General features: G+C 38.0%; 25 protein-coding genes. 4 read left to right on the top strand and 21 right to left on the bottom strand.

The genetic code is table 11. The features are described from left to right. Positions 1-25: 25 nt before the first annotated feature. The 17 genes from WAK64_RS18315 to paaA all read right to left on the bottom strand — a co-directional run bounded on the left by WAK64_RS18315 (position 26) and on the right by paaA (position 16,598). Entirely contained in the window at positions 26-421 is a 396-nt protein-coding gene (locus tag WAK64_RS18315) for a thioesterase family protein (RefSeq protein WP_336588450.1), read from the bottom strand. Positions 422-602: 181 nt separating this feature from the next. Further along, positions 603-1,397, bottom strand: coding sequence for an ABC transporter ATP-binding protein (locus WAK64_RS18310; RefSeq protein WP_336588479.1), 795 nt, complete (start codon positions 1,395-1,397; stop codon positions 603-605). After that, the gene (locus WAK64_RS18305) at positions 1,381-2,403 is read right to left on the bottom strand and encodes an ABC transporter permease (RefSeq protein WP_336588449.1); all 1,023 of its coding nucleotides are present in this window, start codon (positions 2,401-2,403) and stop codon (positions 1,381-1,383) included. Before WAK64_RS18305 ends, WAK64_RS18310 begins: the two co-directional genes overlap by 17 nt. A gap of 16 nt (positions 2,404-2,419) precedes the next feature. Then, on the bottom strand, positions 2,420-3,418 hold the full coding sequence (locus WAK64_RS18300; RefSeq protein ID WP_336588448.1) for an ABC transporter substrate-binding protein: 999 nt from the start codon (positions 3,416-3,418) through the stop codon (positions 2,420-2,422). 327 nt (positions 3,419-3,745) lie between these two features. Then, the gene (locus tag WAK64_RS18295) at positions 3,746-5,407 is read right to left on the bottom strand and encodes a M4 family metallopeptidase (protein WP_336588447.1); all 1,662 of its coding nucleotides are present in this window, start codon (positions 5,405-5,407) and stop codon (positions 3,746-3,748) included. A 561-nt stretch (positions 5,408-5,968) separates the two neighbouring features. Next, a complete protein-coding gene (locus WAK64_RS18290; protein WP_336588446.1) occupies positions 5,969-6,916 on the bottom strand; it encodes an NAD(P)H-dependent flavin oxidoreductase in 948 nt (315 codons plus the stop codon). 412 nt (positions 6,917-7,328) lie between these two features. Then, positions 7,329-8,204 (bottom strand): phenylacetic acid degradation operon negative regulatory protein PaaX, encoded by an 876-nt coding sequence (gene paaX, locus WAK64_RS18285; RefSeq protein WP_336588445.1) that lies wholly within the window; start codon positions 8,202-8,204, stop codon positions 7,329-7,331. A 211-nt stretch (positions 8,205-8,415) separates the two neighbouring features. After that, positions 8,416-9,618, bottom strand: coding sequence for a thiolase family protein (locus WAK64_RS18280; RefSeq protein WP_336588444.1), 1,203 nt, complete (start codon positions 9,616-9,618; stop codon positions 8,416-8,418). Continuing rightward, complete coding sequence (locus WAK64_RS18275) at positions 9,615-10,478, bottom strand: 3-hydroxyacyl-CoA dehydrogenase (RefSeq protein WP_336588443.1); 864 nt, start codon at positions 10,476-10,478, stop codon at positions 9,615-9,617. Before WAK64_RS18275 ends, WAK64_RS18280 begins: the two co-directional genes overlap by 4 nt. A gap of 92 nt (positions 10,479-10,570) precedes the next feature. Then, complete coding sequence (locus WAK64_RS18270) at positions 10,571-12,082, bottom strand: aldehyde dehydrogenase family protein (RefSeq protein ID WP_336588442.1); 1,512 nt, start codon at positions 12,080-12,082, stop codon at positions 10,571-10,573. A 20-nt stretch (positions 12,083-12,102) separates the two neighbouring features. Beyond that, positions 12,103-12,876 (bottom strand): enoyl-CoA hydratase-related protein, encoded by a 774-nt coding sequence (locus WAK64_RS18265; protein WP_336588441.1) that lies wholly within the window; start codon positions 12,874-12,876, stop codon positions 12,103-12,105. Positions 12,877-12,887: 11 nt separating this feature from the next. Further along, positions 12,888-13,664 (bottom strand): enoyl-CoA hydratase-related protein, encoded by a 777-nt coding sequence (locus tag WAK64_RS18260; RefSeq protein WP_336588440.1) that lies wholly within the window; start codon positions 13,662-13,664, stop codon positions 12,888-12,890. Further along, entirely contained in the window at positions 13,657-13,965 is a 309-nt protein-coding gene (locus WAK64_RS18255; RefSeq protein WP_336588439.1) for an EthD family reductase, read from the bottom strand. The genes WAK64_RS18260 and WAK64_RS18255 overlap by 8 nt, the downstream gene beginning before the upstream one ends. Positions 13,966-13,996: 31 nt before the next feature. Further along, the gene (gene paaD / locus WAK64_RS18250) at positions 13,997-14,476 is read right to left on the bottom strand and encodes a 1,2-phenylacetyl-CoA epoxidase subunit PaaD (protein WP_336588438.1); all 480 of its coding nucleotides are present in this window, start codon (positions 14,474-14,476) and stop codon (positions 13,997-13,999) included. Positions 14,477-14,488: 12 nt separating this feature from the next. Continuing rightward, complete coding sequence (paaC, locus tag WAK64_RS18245) at positions 14,489-15,310, bottom strand: 1,2-phenylacetyl-CoA epoxidase subunit PaaC (protein ID WP_336588437.1); 822 nt, start codon at positions 15,308-15,310, stop codon at positions 14,489-14,491. Next, a complete protein-coding gene (gene paaB, locus WAK64_RS18240) occupies positions 15,283-15,630 on the bottom strand; it encodes a 1,2-phenylacetyl-CoA epoxidase subunit PaaB (protein WP_336588436.1) in 348 nt (115 codons plus the stop codon). The genes paaC and paaB overlap by 28 nt, the downstream gene beginning before the upstream one ends. 17 nt (positions 15,631-15,647) lie before the next feature. Continuing rightward, positions 15,648-16,598 carry a 1,2-phenylacetyl-CoA epoxidase subunit PaaA gene (paaA, locus tag WAK64_RS18235; RefSeq protein ID WP_336588435.1) on the bottom strand — a complete coding sequence of 317 codons (951 nt, stop codon included), beginning with the start codon at positions 16,596-16,598 and terminating at the stop codon, positions 15,648-15,650. A 419-nt stretch (positions 16,599-17,017) separates the two neighbouring features. Between paaA and WAK64_RS18230 the strand changes: the two genes are divergently transcribed. Both WAK64_RS18230 and WAK64_RS18225 read left to right on the top strand, forming a co-directional pair. Continuing rightward, positions 17,018-17,176 carry a hypothetical protein gene (locus tag WAK64_RS18230; RefSeq protein WP_336588434.1) on the top strand — a complete coding sequence of 53 codons (159 nt, stop codon included), beginning with the start codon at positions 17,018-17,020 and terminating at the stop codon, positions 17,174-17,176. Positions 17,177-17,515: 339 nt separating this feature from the next. Continuing rightward, positions 17,516-17,662 (top strand): hypothetical protein, encoded by a 147-nt coding sequence (locus tag WAK64_RS18225; protein ID WP_336588433.1) that lies wholly within the window; start codon positions 17,516-17,518, stop codon positions 17,660-17,662. Positions 17,663-18,376: 714 nt separating this feature from the next. Here WAK64_RS18225 and WAK64_RS18220 read toward each other — a convergent pair. Then, complete coding sequence (locus tag WAK64_RS18220) at positions 18,377-18,859, bottom strand: GyrI-like domain-containing protein (RefSeq protein ID WP_336588432.1); 483 nt, start codon at positions 18,857-18,859, stop codon at positions 18,377-18,379. 370 nt (positions 18,860-19,229) lie between these two features. Between WAK64_RS18220 and WAK64_RS18215 the strand changes: the two genes are divergently transcribed. Continuing rightward, complete coding sequence (locus WAK64_RS18215; RefSeq protein ID WP_336588431.1) at positions 19,230-19,760, top strand: GNAT family N-acetyltransferase; 531 nt, start codon at positions 19,230-19,232, stop codon at positions 19,758-19,760. Positions 19,761-20,048: 288 nt separating this feature from the next. Further along, positions 20,049-20,693 (top strand): hypothetical protein, encoded by a 645-nt coding sequence (locus WAK64_RS18210; RefSeq protein WP_336588430.1) that lies wholly within the window; start codon positions 20,049-20,051, stop codon positions 20,691-20,693. 451 nt (positions 20,694-21,144) lie between these two features. Here WAK64_RS18210 and WAK64_RS18205 read toward each other — a convergent pair whose 3' ends face one another. From WAK64_RS18205 to WAK64_RS18195, 3 genes are all read right to left on the bottom strand, one after another. Then, positions 21,145-21,486, bottom strand: a complete 342-nt coding sequence (locus WAK64_RS18205) for a cupin domain-containing protein (RefSeq protein ID WP_336588429.1) — start codon at positions 21,484-21,486, stop codon at positions 21,145-21,147. A 621-nt stretch (positions 21,487-22,107) separates the two neighbouring features. Continuing rightward, positions 22,108-23,304: an MFS transporter gene (locus WAK64_RS18200; protein WP_336588478.1), complete on the bottom strand. Its 1,197-nt coding sequence runs from the start codon at positions 23,302-23,304 to the stop codon at positions 22,108-22,110. 398 nt (positions 23,305-23,702) lie between these two features. Next, entirely contained in the window at positions 23,703-23,939 is a 237-nt protein-coding gene (locus tag WAK64_RS18195) for a hypothetical protein (protein WP_336588428.1), read from the bottom strand. Positions 23,940-23,955 lie beyond the last annotated feature (16 nt).

Below are 23,955 nucleotides of genomic sequence, written 5' to 3'. Positions count from 1 at the left end.
ATTTTTTCGTTAAAAAAAATAGCTTTTACACAGTTGTAGAGCTAATTAAACGGCTTATTTTCTCTTTTTTCAAAATCACCTGCTTGACCTTTCCAGTGCCAATTAAACCTGTTGAATTTTTCGTCTCTACTTTCGTTAAGACCTTATTATTCGATACTTCCTCTGCTGTTGCTTTAATTTCGATAATGGATCCCTCAATACATGGAGCTATATGTTCCATGGATACAGCGGCTCCCATTCCTTCTTCATCTTCCTCTAAATAAGGAAGAATCATTTGGCGTGAAACCCATTCCATATGGTAAACCATTGAGACTGTCGAATAGACGGGGTGAACAATGTTTCCCTCAAACTGGGCAAACATCTCACGGGTAACTCGAACTTTGATTAACATCGTGTCGCCTACCTCTAACCCTGACTTCATCGCTTTCCCCCTTTAGTCCGTAAAACTACATGATTTTATATAACGTTTATTTAACGATATAATAACATTTTGTTAAGAAAATAGTCAATAAATTATAAAAATTAGAACTATTACTTTATAGTCAATTGAGCAATAATTTTTTACCACAACAAAAAAAGGGCTGTTAGCCCTCTTTTCGCCCTTACGATAAAATCGCACGGTCACTTGCAAGCTTATTTCCACGAATACGTTGAAATTCTTGAAGTAAGCCTTCCACTGTTAAGTGCTCCTTCTCCTTTTCATCCACTTGTAAAATAATTTGTCCCTTATCCATCATAATTAAGCGGTTCCCTAAATCGATTGCCTGCTGCATATTATGCGTCACCATCAATGTTGTTAGCCCATACTTTTCAACAATTTCCTTTGTCAAATTCGTTATGAGCTCGGCTCTTGATGGATCAAGTGCCGCCGTATGTTCATCGAGCAACAGAATAGAAGGTTCAGTAAACGTCGCCATTAAAAGTGATAGTGCCTGACGCTCGCCACCTGAGAGCATACCAACCTTTGCATTTAAGCGATCCTCTAGCCCTAAATGCAAGTTTTCTAACACTTCTTTAAAAAATACTCTCCTCTTTTTCGTAACACCTTTCCTCAACGTTCTCATTTTATTTCGAGAATAGGCCATCGCTAAGTTTTCTTCTATTGTCATAGATGGTGCTGTTCCAGCCATCGGGTCTTGAAAGACTCGTCCGATTAACTTCGCTCGTTTATATTCAGATAACCTCGTTACCTCTTCCTGATCAATATATACGCTTCCGATATCAGGCGTCAGCACCCCTGATATCATATTCATCAATGTCGATTTCCCTGCTCCGTTACTTCCGATCACCGTGACAAAGTCGCCTGGCTCAAGCTTTAAGTCAACATGGTTAAGGGCTATTTTTTCATCAGGTGTCCCCTCATTAAAAACTTTAAAAATATTATTTAAGTGTAACACCATTCTCACCCTCTTTCTTATCTACCACCTGTTTATTGAGAAAATGTTGCTGCCTTTCTGCTTTTCGTTTTCTTTCTTTGAAGGCTTCGATTACTTTTGGCATAATCAAAGCAATAATCACAATCGTTGCTGTTATAATTTTCAAATCCCCTGCTTCCAGAAATTCAACTCGTAATGCAAAACTAACCACTAATCGGTAAATGATCGCTCCAAATACGACAGCAAATGTCGTTCTAACAATCGTTTTCGTTCCGAATAATGCTTCACCTATAATAACCGATGCTAATCCGATAATGATCATCCCAATTCCCATTCCCACATCAGCGAAGCCATTATATTGAGCAATCAATGCACCGGAAAGTGCAACCATACTATTAGAGATTCCAAGCCCTAAAATAATTAAAACATTTGTGTTAGCAGAAAGACTGCGTATCATACGTTGATTATCTCCCGTAGCCCTTAACGCCAGCCCTACTTCCGTTTGCAAGAAACGATCCGTCACAAATTTAATGAAAAACGTAACGATTATCATTAGTAATATAATGGCCCATGTTTGTGGTAAATCTTCATTTCCTAATCCAAAAAACGTTAGCATCTTATTCAATGCTCCGTCAATCCCAAGCTTCTCCGTAATTCCCGCCACATTCGTAAAGGCGGTTTCTTGACTAAATAAAGGAATATTTGGTGTATCCATAATTCTTAGATTAATAGAATAAAGAGCAATCATCATTAAAATACCAGATAGTAGAGGATTAATTTTTCCATAAGTATGCAGAATACCGGTCAAACAGCCTGCAATAAAACCAGCCACAATTGCCACCACTGTAGCAAAAAATGGATCATTCCCATTTATGATGAGGGTAGCAGCGACTGCTGCCCCCGTCACAAAACTACCATCTACAGTTAAATCTGGAAAATCAAGTACTCGAAACGTTAAATATACCCCTAACGCCATAATGGCATAAATAATCCCTGATTCGAAGGAACCAAATACCGCTGTAAACACTAAGAATCATCCTCTCTTATTCGCCTTCAAAAACTTCTACTTCCCAGGAATCATCCATTTCAATTCCTTGTTCTTTTGCAGCTTCTTTGTTCACTACAAGCTCAAAGCTTTCAGGATACCCTACTTCGAGTTCGGATGGCTTCTTATCTCCATTTAATAATTCAACGGCCATTAAACCTGTTTGATAACCTAAATCCTTGTAATTAAACCCACTAGCAGCAAAAGCACCCCGTTTCATTGAATCCAGCTCTCCTGCAAATAAAGGAATATCTTTATCATTAGCAACTGCTATTAACGAGTCTAATGCAGAAACAACGGTATTATCTGTCGGCATATAAATAGCATCTACTCGTCCTACAAGCGAATCCACCGCTTGCTTCACCTCGGCTGATTGCGCAACTGAAACCTCAATAAGCTCTCCGCCATTTTCTTCTACTATTTTTTTCACTTCTTTCACTTGTACAGAAGAGTTCTGTTCACCAGAATTGTAAACAACTCCAATCTTTTTTGCCCCAATTTCATTTACCATAAACGATACTGTCTTTGAAATAGCTTCAGGATGTGTATCCGTTGTCCCTGTTATATTTTCACCAGGTTGATCAAGTGCTGCAACAAGCTCAGCTCCCACTGGATCGGTTACTGACGTAAAGACAATTGGAATATCCTTCGTTGCATTAAGGACACTTTGTGCACTCGGCGTAGAATTTGCAAAAATCATATCCACCTTATCACCAACAAATTTTTTGGCTATAGTCGAATTGTTATTTGGATCATTCTGTGCGTTTTGGACATCATACTCAATATTATCTCCTTCTTTGTAACCGTTTTCTTCAAGTGCTTCTTTAAACCCCTCAAAGGCAGCATCTAATGACGGATGCTCAACAATCTGTGTTACCCCAATCACGATCATTTCATCCTCTTTTCCGTTTCCGTTACTCTCACTGCTACCACACCCTGATAAAATGAGCATAGCTGTTACAAACATCATTGTCGCTATAATAGATACCTTTTTCATCTTCCATCCCCCTATCTTTTTATAGAAAAATCGTCAAGCACTACTACCTAAATATAATGTTTTCAACTCGCTCGTGATGATATCGTTATAGTATCACCCCCTTCTCCTAAACGTCAATAATATTCCGAAAATTTTAAATAATATATCTATTTTTAAAGAAGTAATTTTAATAGAAAGGTTACGATCATTCATTTGATTCAAATAAATGACAGCCCTATTAATAGGAGATAACTGAAAAAGGTCTCACAAATTCAATTCGAAAATGTGAGACCTTTTTTCAGAGGCCGAAGAAACATTAATGTTATAATCTAGCCAAATTTAAATTATTTAATTAACACCAACCGCATCAAATGAAGCTGATACTGCCGCTACTTCTGGACCATTAGCTCCATATAAATCAGTAGCTGATTGAATTAATGAAGAACGCAACTGGCTAAACGTAGATGATTCCGTTAAATATTGTGTCAATGCACGATAATAAATTTGACCTAGCTTATCCTTTCCTATACCTGTAACAGTAGTTCCAAAGTGCGTACCACCTTCGCTAATTAAATATGCTGCCTTATTAGCAATACCACTGTTAATATGCACACCACCATTATCTAGCGTACCTGTATATCGATCATCATAATGATCCGGGTCTCCATATTTTGCAGGGTCTGCCATTGAGCGAAGTGCATCATTCGCTACCCCAGGAGTATAAATGTCTTCTCCCATGTCCCAATCGGGGTCAATCCCTTCGTGGAATTCTACTAACGTACCAAATACATCTGACATAGATTCATTGATTGCACCGGACTCATTTTGATAGATTAGATTAGCACTAAAATCGGTCACCGCATGTGTTAATTCATGACCTACTACGTCAAGAGAACCTGATAGCGCCACAAACTCTCTTCCATCACCATCTCCATAAATCATTTGAGTGCCCACCCATGCTGCGTTATTATAATTTCTTCCGAAATGCACGGTTGATATTATTTCAGCATTATTGTCATCATAGCTGTCTCTTCCAAAGACATCTTTATAATAATCATAAGTCACTCCTGCGTAATAATGTGCATCAACTGCAGCACTATCATAGCTTGCATTGAATTGATTATCAGCATCTGACCAAAGTGTTCCAGGTAATTTAGTCACATAGTTTCTTTCATTTATTTTATTTGCTGCATCATAGGTAAAGATTCCGTTCCCACGTGTATAATCAATTAATGAATAGGAGGAACCATCAAAGTAAGTATTTAATGACTTTTGATCGCCTAAGACACCCGTACCAGTACCGATAGCATCTCCTGCTGTATGAATATTGCTATGTTTTGCTATCACTTCACCAGACGCGGCATCTACAAAATAATCTACGTTACCTAGTTCTGGGGAAAAATAAAGAAAATTGATGGCATATGCATAGTTAGCAGTCTCCCCATCTGTGAAGATGACTAATTCTGCCTGTGGTTTTTTTTCAAAGTCAGGTGCATCTGGTAGGGATGCTACTAGACTTTCTTCAGCAATCGCCAATGCTTCTTTTTTCGTTATTTTTTGTTCTTTCTTTAAGGAATTCTTTTTATCAAGCTCAGGTAAAGCCGTACCTGAAAGTGCCGTCAAGACACCATCTTGATCAATATGTGCTGTCAGAGTAGCCCCAAATACTGGTGTTCCTTTATATACTTGTTGTAATCGAAGAAATGTATAACCAAGATCATCCTTCTTTTTTTCTTTAATGACAAACGCATTTTTAGATGAACCATTAATCTTAAACAAATCTTTTTTACTATCAATATACCCAAATAAAATTTCTTCTGAATTTTTATCTGAAGGTTCTGTTAATTTCCCGGAAATAAATTCCGGTGTTTTCACCTTTTCATTCCAATTTACCTTTTCTAATTGATTACTAGACTTCGCTAGTACATCGTTCACAGAAGGGGCAACAAAAGTACCTAACGCCAATGAACTTGCCAATACAGTGGTAACTATCTTTTTTCTCTTTTTCATTCTTCCACCTCTTCATTTTTTATTCTACTAGTTTTCATATGAAATTAGTTGTATTTAAACAAACAAATAGCAACTAATGTATATGTATACATCAATATAGTAATTTTATAAAAAAGTAAATATTCCGTCAATTACTTTTATTAAATCCATACTAAGTATCTATATTTATTGTAAAATTTTCTTTTTTATAGTATATTTACCTTTTTTATTACTCTTCTAACTTTGCATTGATAAAATAAATGATTATTTTATCAATGTACGTAGAAAAACAGGCGATAATTACAGTTATCGTACTTTGAAATTCTAGATCATTAATCATATAATGTTGGCCATTACAGCCTTAACTAGTAACGTTTCTACGTTTTTCTTCAAGTACTTGACTAGTAGACTTCCCTTTTTCGATTCTGTTCCTACTATTTTACGATTAGCGACTTGTTCTTTACACCCGCTATGTCACTTGACTAGTGAAAATAAGGAACATGAAGTAAAAAAGACAGAACCAAAAAAGTTGTCCTGTCCATTACACATAAAATTATTTATCTACTAAATGACGATGCAGAATCATAAAAAACTGTAAGCCTTTTGCAATTCTGTTTTTGCGTCGTTCACCATCTCTATTAATAAATCACTGACCTGTGGTAGGTCATTTATTAGCCCTGCAATTTGCCCACTGTTAATAAACCCCTCTTCTAAATTCCCATCCACTGCCCCTATTCGATGATAATCCTCTGACGTCTTATTATTGAACTCATCACTTGTTACTCCATCTTTTTCTTTTTTAAGAAGCATTTCACTGTATGGTGTTTTTAACACTCTTCTCACTCTACCAACGCTTCTACCTACAATGACCGTACTATTATCATCAGCATTTAAAATACTATTTTTGTAGTGTTCGTGGAAGGGTGCTTCTTTCGTTGCGATAAATCGTGTTCCCATTTGGACACCGCATGCGCCTAAGGAAAGCATCGCCGCCAGCCCTCTTCCATCTCCAATTCCACCGGCGGCCACAACAGGGACTTGAACTGCTTCCACTATTTGTGGAATAAGTGCCAATGTGGTTGTTTCAAGATGAGAATTTATTCCCGCAGCTTCATAACCTTCTGCAACGAGAATATCCGCTCCAGCCTTTTCCGCTTTTCTAGCTTGTTTTGTCGAAGCAACTACACAGATCACTTTTATACCCGCCTGCTTTAAAATAGGAATTATTGGCGATGGATTACCTGCCGATAGAGAGACGACAGGTACCTCATATTTCATTATTAAAGAAAGTAATTCCTTCAGATAAGGTGTAACAGATATCGCTATATTTACTGCAAAAGGCTTCTCTGTTAACGATTTTAATTCTTTTATTATTTGCTCAACTTCATTAGGGGGTAACGTACCTGTCCCTATAGCTCCAAGCCCACCGGCATTCGAAACAGCTGCTGCTAAACGACTAGAGCTTATATTCCCCATTCCCCCTTGAATAATAGGATGCTCAATTTGTAGAAGTTCTATTAATCTATTCACAAAAATCCTCCCCTCGTAAAAATAATGTTATACTATTAATAAAATTCAGGCAATAACAAACCTACCTTTTAAGGAAGGAACACCGTTATGAGGTGATGGCAAAACAACTCAGATAATATCTTCAGAGCTCGTTGGTTGAACGTTAAAGCATCTTACTGATTCCCTCTCCTAAACTTGCACATATATCTTTTGCCTTTCTTCGTACAAAACCACAGAGAAAGCTATCAATATGACCCCTCCCTCCTCCATACCAATAAACTATTCCAGAAATTTATTTAAGCATTGAAGTTCTTGAATACCCTCCCAGACCAATCTTTTAGACATGAAAAAATGATGCTTTTCTCATTAGAAAAGCATCACCTAAATATAAATCTTCTCTTAACACACTACCAATCACTCGTTTTATTCTTCTTCATTCTAATATTAATGGGTGATCTAACACATTATATGCCTGATCCTTTCCTTCCATTTCATTCCCTTCCCGAAACACAGCTTCGAAAAAGCGTGAAGAAGGAAGCGCTAGTTCTTTATAATACTGGCTAAATAATGTAGCTGCCTGCCCACCCAGCCATTTCTCAGGAAGAAGTTCTTGAGGAAGGCCTGGGTCGACAAATAGAAACTTCCGATATTCATGGACTAACTTCGTTCTCTCTACAAAACATTCTGCATCGGTCATATTTCCATCCATTATTTTCTGTTTAGCCATCATATGTTGATCACTATAAAAGTGAATAAACTCCTCGTATCGAGTATTAATATCGTCTAAATCCCAGCTTTTTTCGACTAAGCTTTTATTTGCATGGGGTCCCTTGTAATCAGCTACAAAAAAGTCAACATACGGCTGAATATTGTACTTTTCTATTAGATCTTCCACTTGTTTTTCTAAATTGTTAGGAGATAGCCAAAAGCTATTAGAAAAGGAGCCAAACCCACTCCAAATAAGTTCCTTTCTAAGCTCATCTCGAATACTTCTAATTTCTTCCGGAATTGTATACATGAAGATTCGCCATTCCCCGTCCCACTTTTCAGGCTTTAATTTAAAAATCCGCTTTGCAGCTTCTTCCATCCGCTTTATTCCACGTTCCGTTAATGAATAATAGCTTTTATTCCCCTGCTTCTCGGCTTGTACCCAACCTTGCTTATTCATTCTTGAAATGGCTGCTCTTACAGCTTGGTCGTTATGGCCAAACTCCTTTAATAAACGAATTAAACTACCAATCCAAATCTTGTTTCCGTAGTTACGTATATAATCACCATATAGTGTAAAAATCATCGACCTCGTGTTCATATCATGTCTCCTTATGCTTCGTACCATTCTCTGCTTATTATTTTCAAAATAAAATATCTTATAACGAATCATTTACGTTTATTCACTATCATATCATATAAAACCCTTGCAAATATACTAATATTCTAAATATTATACTGTTTGGACTGCGTAACTTAAAAATCCCATAGAATATTCTATGGGATTTTACTCTTATATCACTATAACGATATTACGGTATATTTTTCACAATGGTTGCGATTCCTTGTCCTACTCCTACACACATCGTAGCAAGTCCATAGTCGACCTCTCGTTTTTTCATTTCATGTATTAATGTTGTTAATATTCTAGCACCACTAGCCCCTAGAGGGTGACCAAATGCGATTGCTCCTCCGTTTACGTTGACTCTATCAACAGGGATATCTAGTTCCTTTATACAAGCGATAGACTGTGAAGCAAATGCTTCATTTAATTCTATTAATCCTAAATCTTTAACAGACAACGAAGCCCTTTTTAACGCTTTTCTCGTTGCGTAAATAGGACCTAGACCCATAATGTTAGGTTCTAATCCGGCAGTTGCTGAGGTGACATATTGGGCAAGAGGGGTCACACCAAGCTCCTCTGCTTTCCGTTTGCTCATTAGAAGTAAAGCAGAAGCACCGTCATTAATTCCTGAAGCATTTCCCGCCGTCACTGTCCCCGCTGAAAGTAGCGGTTTTAAGTTTGCTAGTTTTTCCAACTTTGTCATTGGTCGCGGATGCTCGTCTGTATCTACTATTACTTCATTTCCTTTTTTATCTAAATATTTCACTGGAACAATTTCATTCTCCAATCGGTTTCCACTCATGGCTTTAAAAGCTTTTTGCTGACTACTAAAGGCAAAGTCGTCTTGTTCTTCACGAGAAATTTGATATTGCTTTGCCACATTTTCTGCTGTCTGCGGCATACTATCCGTCCCATACATTTCATCCAATGTATCATTTACAAACCGCCAACCAATTGTCGTGTCAAACAGTTCGGAATTTCCACGAGGAAATTCACTGTCCGGCTTCGCCATTACATATGGAGCTCTTGTCATACTCTCCGTACCGCCAGCAATAAAAATATCGCCCTCTCCAGCGATAATAGCACGAGCAGCGTAGTTTACAGCATCTAAGCCCGATCCACAAAGACGGTTAATCGTCGTACCAGCTACGTCCACAGGAAGGTTTGCTAATAAAGCAGACATTCTGGCAACGTTACGATTATCTTCTCCTGCTCCGTTCGCATTGCCGAGTACTACCTCTTCAATCTGCTTTAGTGGAACCGTACGATTACGTTCTAAAAGGGCCCTTATGACGATTGCTCCTAAATCATCCGGTCGAATATGCTTTAGTGCTCCTTTGTATCGCCCAATCGGAGTACGAACTGCATCAACAATCACAACCTCATTCATACATTCACCTCCGCCGAGTAATCATAAACACCTTTCCCGGTCTTTCTCCCAAGTCTCCCCGCCTTAACATACTGTTCTAGCAAAGGAGCAGGACGATATTTCTCACCTAGCTTTTCATGCAGGTAACGTAAATTATTTAAGCGCGTATCTAAACCAACAAGATCTCCCAGTTCAAATGGTCCCATTGGATAATTCAAGCCAAGCTTAATTGCTTTATCAATTTCTTCTGGTGAACCAAGCCCTTCTTGAAGCATATAGAAAGCCTCATTACCGACAAGTGCACTAATACGACTTGTAACGAAGCCAGGAAATTCATTCACAACGACGGTTTCTTTTCCCATTTGCTGAGCAACCTCTTTCGTCACTTCCGTCGTTTCATTACTTGTCTCTAACCCTTTAATAATTTCGACAAGCGGCATTTTATGAACAGGATTAAAAAAGTGCATCGCAATCACTTTACTTGGTCGATTTGTAAACGAAGCAATTTCAGTTGGACTCATAGTAGACGTGTTCGTAGCAAAAAAACAAGATTCCTTTGCAAACTTATCTATCGTTTCAAAGACCCTTTGCTTAATTGAGACTTTTTCTGGGACAGCTTCTATAATAAAATCGGCATCTTGCACAGCTTCTTCTATATGCGTTGAAAAAGATAACCGATCCCAGCTTTGAACTTTTTCCTCAATGGATAGTTTTCCTCGCTGCACTCCTTTTTGAAAAAGAGCGGTAAGATTAGCTTCTGCAGCTGTTAACACCTCTTCATTGACGTCCACTACCGTCGTTTGAAACCCTTTGACCGCTGCAACGTAAGCAATCCCTCTTCCCATGACTCCTGAACCAATGACAACAATCGATTCAATCACTTATCCCACTCCTCATGAATTAATAAATAGTTTACTATATGTAGAAAAACCCCACTGGTATAACAGTGGGGTAATAGAATAATAACCGACTGTTAGAGTCCAAATGGGTTTAATGGACGACTGCCAAAATAGGAAATGATACTCTTCGTCTCCGTATACAAATCTAGCGTTTCAATACACAACTCTCGCCCAAATCCAGACTGTTTATAACCACCGAACGGTGTACCTGGGAAGGCTGAAAATGGACAATTCACCATTACAATTCCTGCCTCAATTTGTTTAGATACTCTGGTTGCTCTTGCATAGTCCTTTGTCCAAAGAGCCGATCCTAACCCGTATTCACTATCATTTGCTAGCTTAACAGCTTCCTTTTCATCCTTAAACGGCATAACTACCACAACAGGTCCAAATATCTCTTCTTTTACGACCTTCATGTCATGATGAACATTTGTAATGACGGTCGGTTCATACCAATATCCAGCTTCGAACCCTTCAATTTCAGCCACTTTTCCACCAGTAACAATGGTTGCGCCTTCTTCTTTGGCTGACTGTACATATCCATCAATGACCTTTAATTGTTCTTCACTAATAACAGCACCTATATGTGTGGTTTTATTGAATGGATCACCTAATTGAAGTTTTTTTGTTTTTTCTACAAACTTCTCCATAAAGGTTTCGTAAATACTTTCATGAATATATAATCGTGAACGAGCTTCACAGGATTGCCCCGTATTATAAAAAATACCAAATAAGGACCCATCAACAGCAGCATCAATATCCGCATCCTCAAACACAATATTTGGTGACTTCCCACCAAGTTCTAACGTCACTCGTTTAAGTGTCTGAGATGCTTTTTCCATAATATTTTTTCCAATTGGTGTTGAGCCTGTAAACGCTACTTTATCTACCTTTTCATGCTCTACTAAGTAGTTCCCAACCGAAGACCCTGCCCCTGGAAGAATGTTCACTACCCCTTCCGGTACACCGGCTTCAATGCATATCTCTCCTAGTACGATCGCTGTTAATGGAGTTAATGTAGCCGGTTTTACAACGATAGAGCAGCCAGTAGCAATGGCAGGAGCAATTTTCCACGCTGCCATCATAAGTGGATAATTCCAAGGAATGATTTGGGCACATACACCAACTGGCTCCTTTTCAGCAACATTTTGAAATTGCCCAGGTACATTGTTTACATTGCCACGATGTCCAACAATCGCCCCTGCATAAAATTCAAAATCTTCAATCGCTTGCATAACTTGACCTTGTGCAGCAGACAGACTTTTTCCGCTATCAAGGATTTCTAATTCTACCAACTCATTGAATCGAGCTCTCATGATGCCAGCAATTTTATTTAATACGCGAGAGCGTTTATTGATAGGAGATTTTTTCCACTTACCATAATCAAACGATTGGCGCGCTGCAAGAATTGCCTTCTCTGCATCCTCAATCGTTGCCTTTGCAACAGTTGCAATCTTTTCACCTGTAGCAGGGTTATACGTCGTAAACGTCTCTGCCCCATCTACTCTTTCACCATTAATAATCATGCTGTAATGCTGTCTTTTCATTTCCAATGTTTCAAACCTGGCTTCTTTGACTTGTGTCATTATATCGTCTCCCTATCTATTTATTTCCCTTGAAAGCTTGGCTTTCTTTTATCTATAAATGCATGAACACCTTCATGATGATCATGAGTTTTACCAGCAATTCGTTGACCTTCCGCTTCTTTTGCCATATACTCATCGAAATCATAAACCCAACTTGCTCGTAAAGAGCGCTTTATTAGACCAATTGCCTTTGTCGGCTTAGCAGCAAGCATTTCCGCAAAGGCTGTCAAATCCTCCTGCCATTTTTCTGAATCAATTACTTTCGTCACAAGTCCTAAGCTTTTCGCTTCTTCTGCAGAGATTTTATCTCCCATTACAGCGAGCTCGAGAGCTTTTGCATGTCCAATCAGGCGAGGAAGATAATATAAATTACCTGAATCAGGGATTAAGCCAACATGAATAAATGCTTGTACTAGACTTGCCTTCTCGTGAATTAAACGAAAGTCACATGCTAACGCTAAGCTTAAGCCTGCACCCGCTGCCACACCATTAATTCCAGCAATAATGGGTTTTTCACAACGAGAAATCTCCTGCATCATAGGTCCGTATCGTTTCCTCAATACCTCCCCATGATCCATTTCTTCACTAACACCACTAAGGTCTTCCCCTGAACAAAAGGCTCTTCCTTGTCCAGTAAGGACAATGCAACGAACATCTCCTGCTTTTGACGATTCTTTAATGGCTTTTTGAATTTCTCTATTAAGTTGTTCTGTAAAAGCATTTAATTTTTCTGGGCGGTGTAACGTTACCCAAGCGACACCGTTCTTTACCTCATATCGAATCGTTTCAAACATTATGTACCTCCTTACCGACCGCGATAGTTTGGTTTTCTTTTTTCCATAAACGCTTGCATTCCCTCTTTTTGATCCTCAGAAGAAAAAAGCAACGAGAAATTTTTACGTTCAAACTTCATTCCTTCAGCTACTGACATATCTACTGCCTTTAATGTAGCTTCCTTGATCATCCGAACCGAAAGCGATGGCTGCTCGGCAATTTTTTGTGTAAATCGAACCGTTTCTTCTAATAGAAGCTCTGGCATGAATGTTTGATTAATAATGCCTAACCTCTCAGCTTCCGTCGCTGACATGCGGTCTCCTGTAAGCAACCATTCCATCGCTCGCGTTTTACCAATCAACTTCGTTAGTCGTTGAGTCCCACCTGCTCCAGGCATAATCCCAAGCTGAACTTCAGGGAATCCGAATTCTGCATTATTTGCTGCAAATAATAGATCACAACAAAGTGCAAGCTCAAACCCTCCTCCTAGAGCGAAGCCTTGGACAGCACCAATGATAGGTTTTTTAATTTCGGCAATATGGTCCCATGAACGGAACTGGTTCTTCAATTCAATATCAACGGCTCCGACTGTCGCCATTTCTTCAATATCTGCTCCAGCAGCAAACGCGCGACCATTTCCAGTTAGGACAATGACCTTCACACTTTCTTCCTCATCATATCGCTCTAAACAATCAAGTATTTCTATGACCATTTTTTGATTAATAGCATTTAAGACGTGAGGCCGATTTAATTCAATAAAGCCAAGTTCACCCTCAACCTTCGTCTGAATGTATTCGAAATCAGTCATTGACTTCCTCACCAATCATTAAGGTAACTAAATCACCTGCAAACGACATCAAATCTTTTCCTGAAGCCTTTGCTTCATCCGTCTTCATCGCTTCCTTTAATGCTTGGTGGCTATCATAATACATCTCACACATTAAATAATATTTTCCTTCGCCACCCATTGGAGAACCAACGATTTTCGTTACCTCCATTTTTCTCAAGCCTGGAATTTTAGCTGTAATAGGTCCATGTGTTCCAAAATAATGTTCATCAAATTTCTCTTGATTCTCCGGATGCTTATATAGCGCGATTAATTTAATCATGTCAATCTCTCCCTATTTATAGTTTTATTTTTTACATATCAATTGATATTGGTTTCATTGCTTCAAAAGGATTTTTGCACTGTTTACAATACAAAATACTCCGACAAGCAGTAGGTCCAAATAAATTTTCTAATGTTGTGTATGTCGAGCCACAGAAGGGGCAATCCACATCCCAGCTTCCTTCGTCTTTACTAAATTTCGGCGGCGGGGCAATTCCAAAATCCTTTAACTTTTCACGTCCAACTTCACTTATTCGATCAGATGTCCATGGGGGTGAGTGCAGAAATTGTACTTTTACAGACTCCACACCCTCTAGCTGCCTCAATACTTTTTCAACATTTTCCTTTATAATGTCTAAAGCTGGGCAGCCCATAAAGGTTGGAAGAAGTTGAATTTGCACTGAGTCTTTGCTTAATTCGATATGCTCGACCATTCCAAGTTCTACAATACTAATTGAATCAATTTCAGGGTCCTTCACCCGATGTAATTCCTTTATGATGAGTTCTTTCATTTTTTCCACCCTTTACCAACTTGCTGTTCGATCAAATCGAAACACTTCACTTAACGTATTCAGAGCTTCATTCAGCTCCGTAGTATGGTGACCACTTCGCCCATTCCCACTCTTTGCGGTAAAATCAGTCGGAACTGGTAGATTGATTGTTTGAAATACTGGCTTAACAAATGATGTCCACTTCTTCAAAAGCTCCTCTTTTGACTCAATCAATTCTAAATCCACCATTCCTGGTCCATACTCACCAAGAGAAATGACATCGGCAAACTCTTCGCATACTCGCCTTAACGCTTCCATCATTCGGTTTCTACTCTCGTCTGTCGCGTTAAATAATTGAATTATCCACGTTTTCCAGTGCATAACATGATAATAGAGTTCCATATTAACTTTTACCGCTACGTCAGCTAGAGGTTGATAGCTTGATTGTTTGAGAGACTCCATTTTGACTTTTTTCCATGTAACATAGAAATAATTTCGAACGACTGTAAAAGCCCAATCATACCTTGGCTCTTCCATATAATGGCCAGGTCCATTCACTAATTCTAGTAATACTGCGTTACGACGAGTCGCTGATTCACGTTCGTGGGCTAGTTCATCAACATTTCCTTCGCCTAATTCTTCCAATAATCCGTACAGCATGGTTGCATGGCCCATAGTATCCTGATTAATGGATGAAAAAGCCACATCTTCTTCTATATGGGGGGCGAGTCCCAGCCATTCAGACCCACGATAGGCGTGAATAAAATCATCATCTGCAAGTTGATATAAAAGCTCTGTTAATACTTTATTTTTTTTATGCTCCGTTATCATGATTTTTTCACTTCCCCTCCCCATGATAAGATCTCTTTCTCATCAAGCATTTCCTGCTCATAATGTCTCCACTTCTTCTTTAAATAGCCGTACCCCTTCGTCGTTCGATAGTCTTTATTATCCAAGCGTTTAAGCGTTTCTCTTTCATCCTGATTCATTTTACGCACATCTTCACGCTTTACGACCCAGATGTCTGCAACAAGTTCACGACGCATAAAGTTCTCCTGAGCCATTATGAGTGCCATATCATGGTTAGGAGCTAACAGACTAAACTGATACTGCATCGGTGCCACATCATTTTTTTTACTAAACACCTCAAACTCTTGATAAAACCCTTTCGTCATCTTCACACCTCGTTTTTTTAACTTAACGCTTCTCTCACCCACTCGTTATTCTCATAGGAAAGCTGCCTTAAGCGAAGACGTTCCTTCGACTTCGGACCATTATTTCGAATGATTTCTTTAAATTTATTCCAATTAGGTTGTTTGTAAATCCATCGTTCTTGTTCTTCGTCATAATGCATCGTCTCATCCGGCAACCGTAGACCGAGAGACAAAATCCTTGGTACATATTTTGAGAAGAAGTCTTGACGTAATTCTTCATTTGATTTCGTCCTAATGTTGTATTTCATCGTTATATCTTGTTTCGAAGAACCTGTCGTTGATGAATCACCTGGACCAAAGAACATTAGCAAGGCTTCCCACCAACGGTCCAATGACTCCTGTACAAGTATTTTCTGTTTTTGTGTTCCTTCCGCTAGAGCCATAATAATCGCTTCTCCATGTTGTGCATGAAAGACCTCTTCTGCACAAATTCGTTTTAGCGCACGTGCATAAGGACCATAAGATGCACTTAACATATTCGTTTGGGTAATAATGGCTGCACCATCAACTAACCATCCTATCAGCCCTGCATCTCCCCACGTTGGCGCTTCCATATGAAACACATTATGAAACTTTAAATCTCCGGAAAACAAATCTTGCATAATCTCTTCTCTCGTTTTGCCATAAGGCTTCATTAAATCCTCTGCCACACGTAACAATAGCTGACCATGTCCCATTTCATCCTGCACCTTTGCCATAATTCCAAGCTTCCTACGTAATGATGGTGCTTTTGGTACCCACTCCTTCTCCGGAAGCGCACCCATAATTTCACTAATACCATGCATCGAAATCAACTTAATCAACGTTTTTCGATATTCTTCAGGCATCCAATCATCTGCCTCAATCTTCTCTCCAGCTTGAATTCTTTGAAGAAATTGATGCTGCTTTTCTTCTTCCGTTAACTCTTCGAATGAAAGGATATTCGTCACGCAAGAGCCCCCTTTGTAAGCGTTCCCATTTCTTAATACAAAAAGAACAAGAAAAAATACATAGAAAACTACATTTCTTTATATAACGTATTTTTCTCGTAAACTAAAAATAATGTAATATCACTCAATAAAAAGATAACTTGAACAGAAAAAAAAGTCAACTAAAATTCAGAAAATTAAAAGAAATGCGGATGAGGCCGTTCAGCGTCGTATAAACTTGAACCGCTCCGTATGAGATAAAGGAAACACGGATTTCGTAGGAATCCGATGTTGACTTATCGTAAGGAGGAGAGGGCAAGTTTACTAGACGCTGGCCGACGGAGCTGGACAACAAGAAATGCGGAACTGCCCGTTCAGCGACGTATGAACTTGCTCCTCTCCGTATGAAATAAAGGAAACACGGATTTCGTAGGAATCCGATGTTGACTTATCGTAAGGAGGAGAGGGCAAGTTTACTAGACGCTGGGCAGTGGAGCTGGACAACAAGAAATGCGGAAGCGCCTGATCAACGTCGTATAAACTTGAACCGCTCCGCACGAGATAAAGGAAACACGAGGAGCGCAGCGAGTCAATGTTGACTTATCGTAAGGAGGAGTGACCAAGTTTACTAGACGTTAGGCGCTGGAGCTAGACAACAAGAAATGCGAAGTCGGGTCGTTCAGCAGCGACAGGCATTTGGCGAAGCACGTAGGAAATCCTGATTTCCGGAGTGATTTGACAAATGACCCCGAGCTGCTACCCGACAAAGCTGGACAACATGAAAAGCGGAGTCGGCTCGTTCTGGGGCGACAGGCAACTGACGCAGCACGCAGGAAATCCTGATTTCCGGAGTGGTGTAGCAGTTGACCCCGAGCCACAAGCCGACGAAACTGGACAACAAGAAATGCGGAGTCGGGTCGTTCAGCAGCGACAGGCATTTGGCGAAGCACGTAGGAAATCCTGATTTCCGGAGTGATTTGACAAATGACCCCGAGCTGCTACCCGACGAAGCTGGACAAAAAGAAATGCGGAGTCGGGTCGTTCTGGGGCGACAGGCAACTGACGCAGCACGCAGAAGGTCCTGACCTTCGGAGTGGGGTGGCAGTTGACCCCGAGCCACAAGCCGACGAAGCTGGACAACATGAAATGCGAAGTCGGCTCGTTCTGGGGCGACAGGCAACTGACGCAACACGTACAAGGTCCTGACCTTCGGAGTGGGGTGGCAGTTGACCCCGAGCCACAAGCCGACGAAGCTGGACAACATGAAATGCGGAGTCGGGTCGTTCAGCAGCGACAGGCATTTGGCGAAGCTCGTAGGAAATCCTGATTTCCGGAGTGATTTGACAAATGACCCCGAGCTGCTACCCGACGAAGCTGGACAACATCAAGGAACGAAGGCTAAATTCACGACGTCCTGTCGTAACGCCTTCATGCCCTACATCCTGTAGGCCTTGCGGAGTCGGCCGTTCAGTAACGTATAAACTTAAGATAAGTAAGAAACGAAGGAGTTAAGGTTTATTTAAGGTACTTATAATCCGTACCCCAACTTTCATCAGTTTAATCACCCATTGGATATTTTGATGGTTTATATAGCTAAAAAAATAATAATAAACAAAAAAATTCCCTCTCAGTTAAGAGAAGGGAAAAGTGAAGTTTCGTTAATTTTTATTATCCAACCGCTACAGTGAGTGATTGTATTTCTTCTTATACAAACCGGTGCTTTGCTGGGCTGAATAAAATCGAATCTGTTTTCCATTTTGATACTAGATTAGTAGCTGTATGCCATGCAATAAGCAACCTTATTTTTTTTCAATCGGTATATAAATATCAAAATGCGAGTCATTCTGATCACGATTAACTGGGTAGTATTCATGTTTAATTGGCATAGGATCATAGTAATCTACACCAGCTTCTTTAAATGTGGTATAGTCACTATCAAATAGCCATTGATGTAAATCTGTATATGTCTTTTCAATATCTTCTCCTTTGTTATGTGTAGTCTTCACATACGTCCATTCAGGAACCTTTATTTCAATCATCCCCTCAGGAATCTCCTGCTCCTCACTCACTTCATACACAGCGTAATGTGCGAACCCATTTTCAACTGTATGATAAGATAAGCCTAATTGAATGCTCGGATTCACCTTATATTCTAATTCATTTGCTCGGTCTTCACTTTGTTGAATAACTTTTTTTAAATTCGGTACGATTTCAGAAAATGTGCCCTCCCATTTTAATCCTACTGCTCGATAGCCTGGTAACGTTATAATTTCATAGCTCACTTTATTTCCTCCTTCTATTCTGTGTTATAAATTCCTTATACAGTTTTCGCTATCTAAGAGGGAAACACCTTCTTCCATTTAACTTCCATTCTTAAAAAACCAATTATTTTATGTTCGTTTAAAATTTTTCAGACCTAAATTGTAAAAATTCTTAATCATAGAAGAACACATTGTAATCATGTTTAAAATTTGCTTCCTTTTATTTAATAAAGCCATGCTTTTTGGTTAACTAGGTATTAACCCTTAAGGTAGTCGAAATAGCTATACTAAATAACTTCTTGTGAAAATTAAGGTTGTTTGAAATAATTGTAATTAATCATAGATACTTACATAGGATACGAAGTAAAACTATTAGACAAGGAGTGAGATCATGTTTCCAAAAATAGAAACAGAAAGGCTAATATTGAGAGAACTAATAGAAAATGATGCACAAGACATTTTAAATTGTTTTTCAAATGAAGATGTTTTACGACACTATGGTCAAAAACCATTAGCAAATCTAGAACAGGTGAAAAATATAATTAAAAATTTTACTATTAATTACAAGGAAAAACGAGGAATTAAATGGGGCATTGAAATAAACGGAACAAAAGGGGTTATTGGAACGATTGGTTTTCATGATTGGTCTTCCGAACATAAGAGAGCTGATATTGCTTATGCACTTTTGCCAGAACATTGGGGAAATGGATATGCAACTGAAGCAATAATGAACGTTATATCCTATGGATTTAACGAGCTTAAGCTTACTCGAATTGGAGCAGTTGTTTTTACAGAAAACAAACAGTCTAATAAATTATTAGCCAAGTTAGGATTTGAAAAAGAAGGGGTTCTCAGAAACTATATGTATCAAAATAATATTCCATATGATACGAATGTCTATTCCTTGCTTTCAGCTAATTAAGCCTTATTAAACTATATCCCCAATAGTAATTTTAAATATATTTCAAATAATCGCCACCCCTCACGAACATGAAAGATAATTCAACATATACTGTAGAAGAGTAGATTTTATTACATTATTCACTATTATATTTCACCATTTTAATCCTACTCTATCAATCTAGGTCATTTTACTAGCTTTTCGAGATTATCATTAAGCCTCTCGTTTTTACCTATTCTTAATTCTTCCTTACTAGGTGAAATATCTCCATGAATATTTGTACAATTTAATTAGAAGTGAGGTGAGATTATGTCAGATGCTCTACAAGTCTATACTTTTGGAAAAGATAATAAGGGAAACCTCATGCCTATTCAAGATATTCAAGTAGTGACTGTGACAGATAATCCATCGGTTTCGATAAATCCGTTTACAACAAACTCTAATGGATTTGGACGAGCTACTGCCAATGGACTTGGTCAAAGTGTGAATACAGTAACTACTTTACCCACATTTCATCCTCCTAGTGGAAGTAGCTTTGCCACAAATGATATGGAAGGTGTTACGGTTACATTGAACTTTACAACACCTATCATTTCAGTACCGCCAAATCTTGATGAAATTCTTAATCAAACTAACACGTCCGAAATAACAGTGTATTCATTAAGTGCGCCCAACAAAATTACAACTGTAGATGAATTGTTGGCACAAAGAAAGCCATTAGAAGGTGCAGATGTACGTCTTGTAAGAAACCAAATACAAAAGGATCAACAATTTACCAATAGTGATGGTATTGCACAACTAGACATGCAGTCTTCAACGACCATGGTTGGTTACAATATTGAAATAGGCGCTAGTGGCTATTTCAAAATCAACCTAACTCCATTTACAGTCGGTGAAAATCTTGGGGTTACGTTTGATGCTTATTTAACAAAAGACATCGTCCCTCAACCTTAGTAAAGATTTACGTGAAATCGTACACAAAAAAAGAGAAGCGCCATTTTGATAAAAGTACATCAAAATGGCTTTTTCTCCTAAAGGTTCAGTATTGATTTATATAAAAAAATCAATCATTTCTATCTGTTTCATTTGCAATTCGCCCAATCACAGGACAAAACAATTTTTTAGCACAAAGACTATTGATTACAACCACACTCATATTCTTTTAATTTTAATTCTTTAGAATCACTTGTACCTGATTCATATAACTTTAGTAAAGGAGCAACCATTCATCTTTGCAAATTCACTTATTTGCTGATCTATATTAATAGACATATCTATTGGGTATTCGTTCATATTTTCGTATAGGTTATTATGTACACAAACGTCATAGGTCACGACTATATAGTATTTCGTCATCATAACCTCCAATATCTAGATAAACTCCAAAAATTACTTCAACTTTTCCTCATTCCACAAAAACTCTATCACCTTTACTTGTAGGTTGGGAAATCACTAAAAACTCAACTTCCTTATTTGACTTGTTAAACATTTGATGTGGTACCAAAGGAGGAACTTCAACTCCCTCTTGTGGATATAAGGTTATCTCATTCCCATCTACCTCAATGGTTGCTATACCTGATAAGATAAAGAAAAATTGGCGCGCTTGTTGATGATAATGTTTTAATTCAGATGTATTCGCTGGCATACATTCATGAATGATACTTAAATCTTGATTCTTCACTAAATGCCACCCATCACTATTATCTCCCCATATGTAATGTTCAGCATTGTTTTTGCTTATTTTCATTTCAATCTCCCCTATCATTAATTCCTTCTCCTATTCATGAAAAAGACATATGTACACATATTTGCTGAAGACTTGAATTGGAAAAGTATGAATAATGGTCATAATAGATTTTAGTAAAACTATTATTGTAATTAGGAGGAATGATTACAACTTCTCTTTTAAATAACTAATTATGTAGACAAGTAAAGAGATGAGAAGGGACAACAATATTATTATTATTGTACTAAATGTATAGATTAGTGTCTCGTATTGAAGATCACTCATAAAAAAACTTGCTAAGCCAATAAAAAATAGTATGTTAAAAAACATGAGCAATATAAATGTCCCCAAAACTTTCCCCATACTTTTCATCCTTTTTTTATTGTCTTCGTATATGTGTTTTCGTAAGACCGTCTTATTTAAATCATTCATACCTGCCACCTCATTCTAACTTTGTTAAAACTTACTCCCAATTATTTCAAAGCTATAGGGCTCTTACAACCATTTTTTAAACAATATAAAAACGCGATTATTCCATCGCGCCTTGTGGATAAGATATGAATGCTTAAGATCCCCATTTATGGTCTTAAGTTAAACCCCTTTATTTGAAGGGAAGATCATTAAAGAGGGCAATGGAAAACATTAAGCAATATTTTTGAGTTCTACCTCTTCTTCAAAGTAGCTTGATTTGCTCGGCATAAGCACCCACCTGATTTGCAGAATACTTAGCAATACCATTAATGTGGAAGCAGCAATAATGCTGTATCTAACCGGAATAATATCACCTGTAAAGCCGATCAATAAAATAAAGATTACCTGAAGAAAGCTTTGAAAAATGCCGTAAATGCTAGAAATTCTCCCCATCATGTTAATAGGAACATTATTTTGGTAAAAAGTCATAAACCCTGTACCGGAAAATGCGTTAAAAAACCCTAATAGCATAAACCCAATAGCTACTGCCCAAAATGAAAAAGAGAACGCATATACTAGATAGCCAACCGATACCATAAAATAGCCTACGGATATTAAAGCTCTTATTGACAAATATTTAGCCACCAGCGAAACAGTAGTTGCTCCTAAAATTGAGCCTACTCCTGTTAAGCTTATGAGCATTCCGTAGTCTGTCTCTGATAAGTTTAGCACCTTTTGAGTAAACACAACCTCTTGAGCATCCATTCCAAGTGCGACAATCATAAAGAATTGAGCTAAAAAGTACACTTTGACAATAAATAGGTTGCTACGACTGAATTTAAATACTTCCTTCCAATCATTTTTCAATATTTCCAAACTAATCTTTCTTACTTTATTAGTAGAATCAGTATTCACGTTTGGTAATAAATACACTAAAATAGCAGAAATAACAAAGGAAAATGCATTAATCCATATTGATATATTAACAGAAGTAATAAGTAGTAATGCTCCAGAAATAGCAGGACCAATTAAAAAGGCACCTGAAGAAATCAAGCTTCTAAATGAATTGAATTGTTTTCTACCTTTCTCAGGAACAATATTCGTTATATAGGTTATAGCTGCAGGTTCAAAGAAAGCTTTTGAAATGGAAAGAAAAAATAGACATGCATATATCAGCCAAATAGAATTGAAGAAAGGAATAAGTGCCACTAAAATTGCACGAATGATGTCTGTTCCAATCATTATTCTTCGAATATTTAAACGGTCTATTATACTCCCAGACCAAAATTTAGTTAACATCGAAGCTATAGGCCCAATAATCCATAGACCAGCAACCGCAGCTGCTGAGCCGGTAAGTTGTAATACTAAAATATTAATGGCAACAAGATAAATAAAGTCTCCTAGATTTGATATACCTAATCCAAACAGTAATAAATATGAATTCTTCTTTTGTGAAAAACTTCGTTGCTTAATACTAACACCTCACTAAATGCATTCCTACTTCATACTTTTCTATAAAAAGTTGGAAATCACCTGTACATACTCTTCATTGTCACAAATTATTCTGAACTTAAAAAAACCTCAATTTTCGTGAAGAGTTATCCATGCTTCAACTGTCATTGTAATGAAAAATCATTATCCTTGTTAAACCAGAAAGATTTGTTTTAGTTCCCAGCACCTTAATATATGGCTACATTAATGTAAGTACAGGCCCGTAATATAACCTTCCTCTTTTTACCATAATATCTTTTTTGTTATTAAACAGGCCGGCTCCGTGCACGAATAGACACGCTATTTAATAAGCACGCCCGGTCGAAAAATAAGGATTAACTAGGACTTTCCTCTAGTAACCACGGTAAAAATGCATTAATATAAGAACTCATTCTTATCGAATCGGTCTCTATAGTTTGAACATTTTCAAATCCAATACTAAAGTAATCTTCATCATTTTCGCGATAGATATCTATTATATTTTCACTTGCTTCATTTAACACCTTCCCAAACACCGTGTAATCTGCAACATACATATTCTTACTGTTTTTTCCCTCGTAAAAGTGGTTCACTTCTGCACCTTTTTTA

Origin of the sequence: Bacillus spongiae (assembly GCF_037120725.1) — a bacterium.
In the GTDB taxonomy this organism is placed as follows: Bacteria; Bacillota; Bacilli; order Bacillales; family Bacillaceae_K; genus Bacillus_CI; species Bacillus_CI spongiae.
The sequence above is the reverse complement of the archived record's forward strand: the minus strand, read 5'-3'. Positions and strand labels throughout refer to the sequence as shown.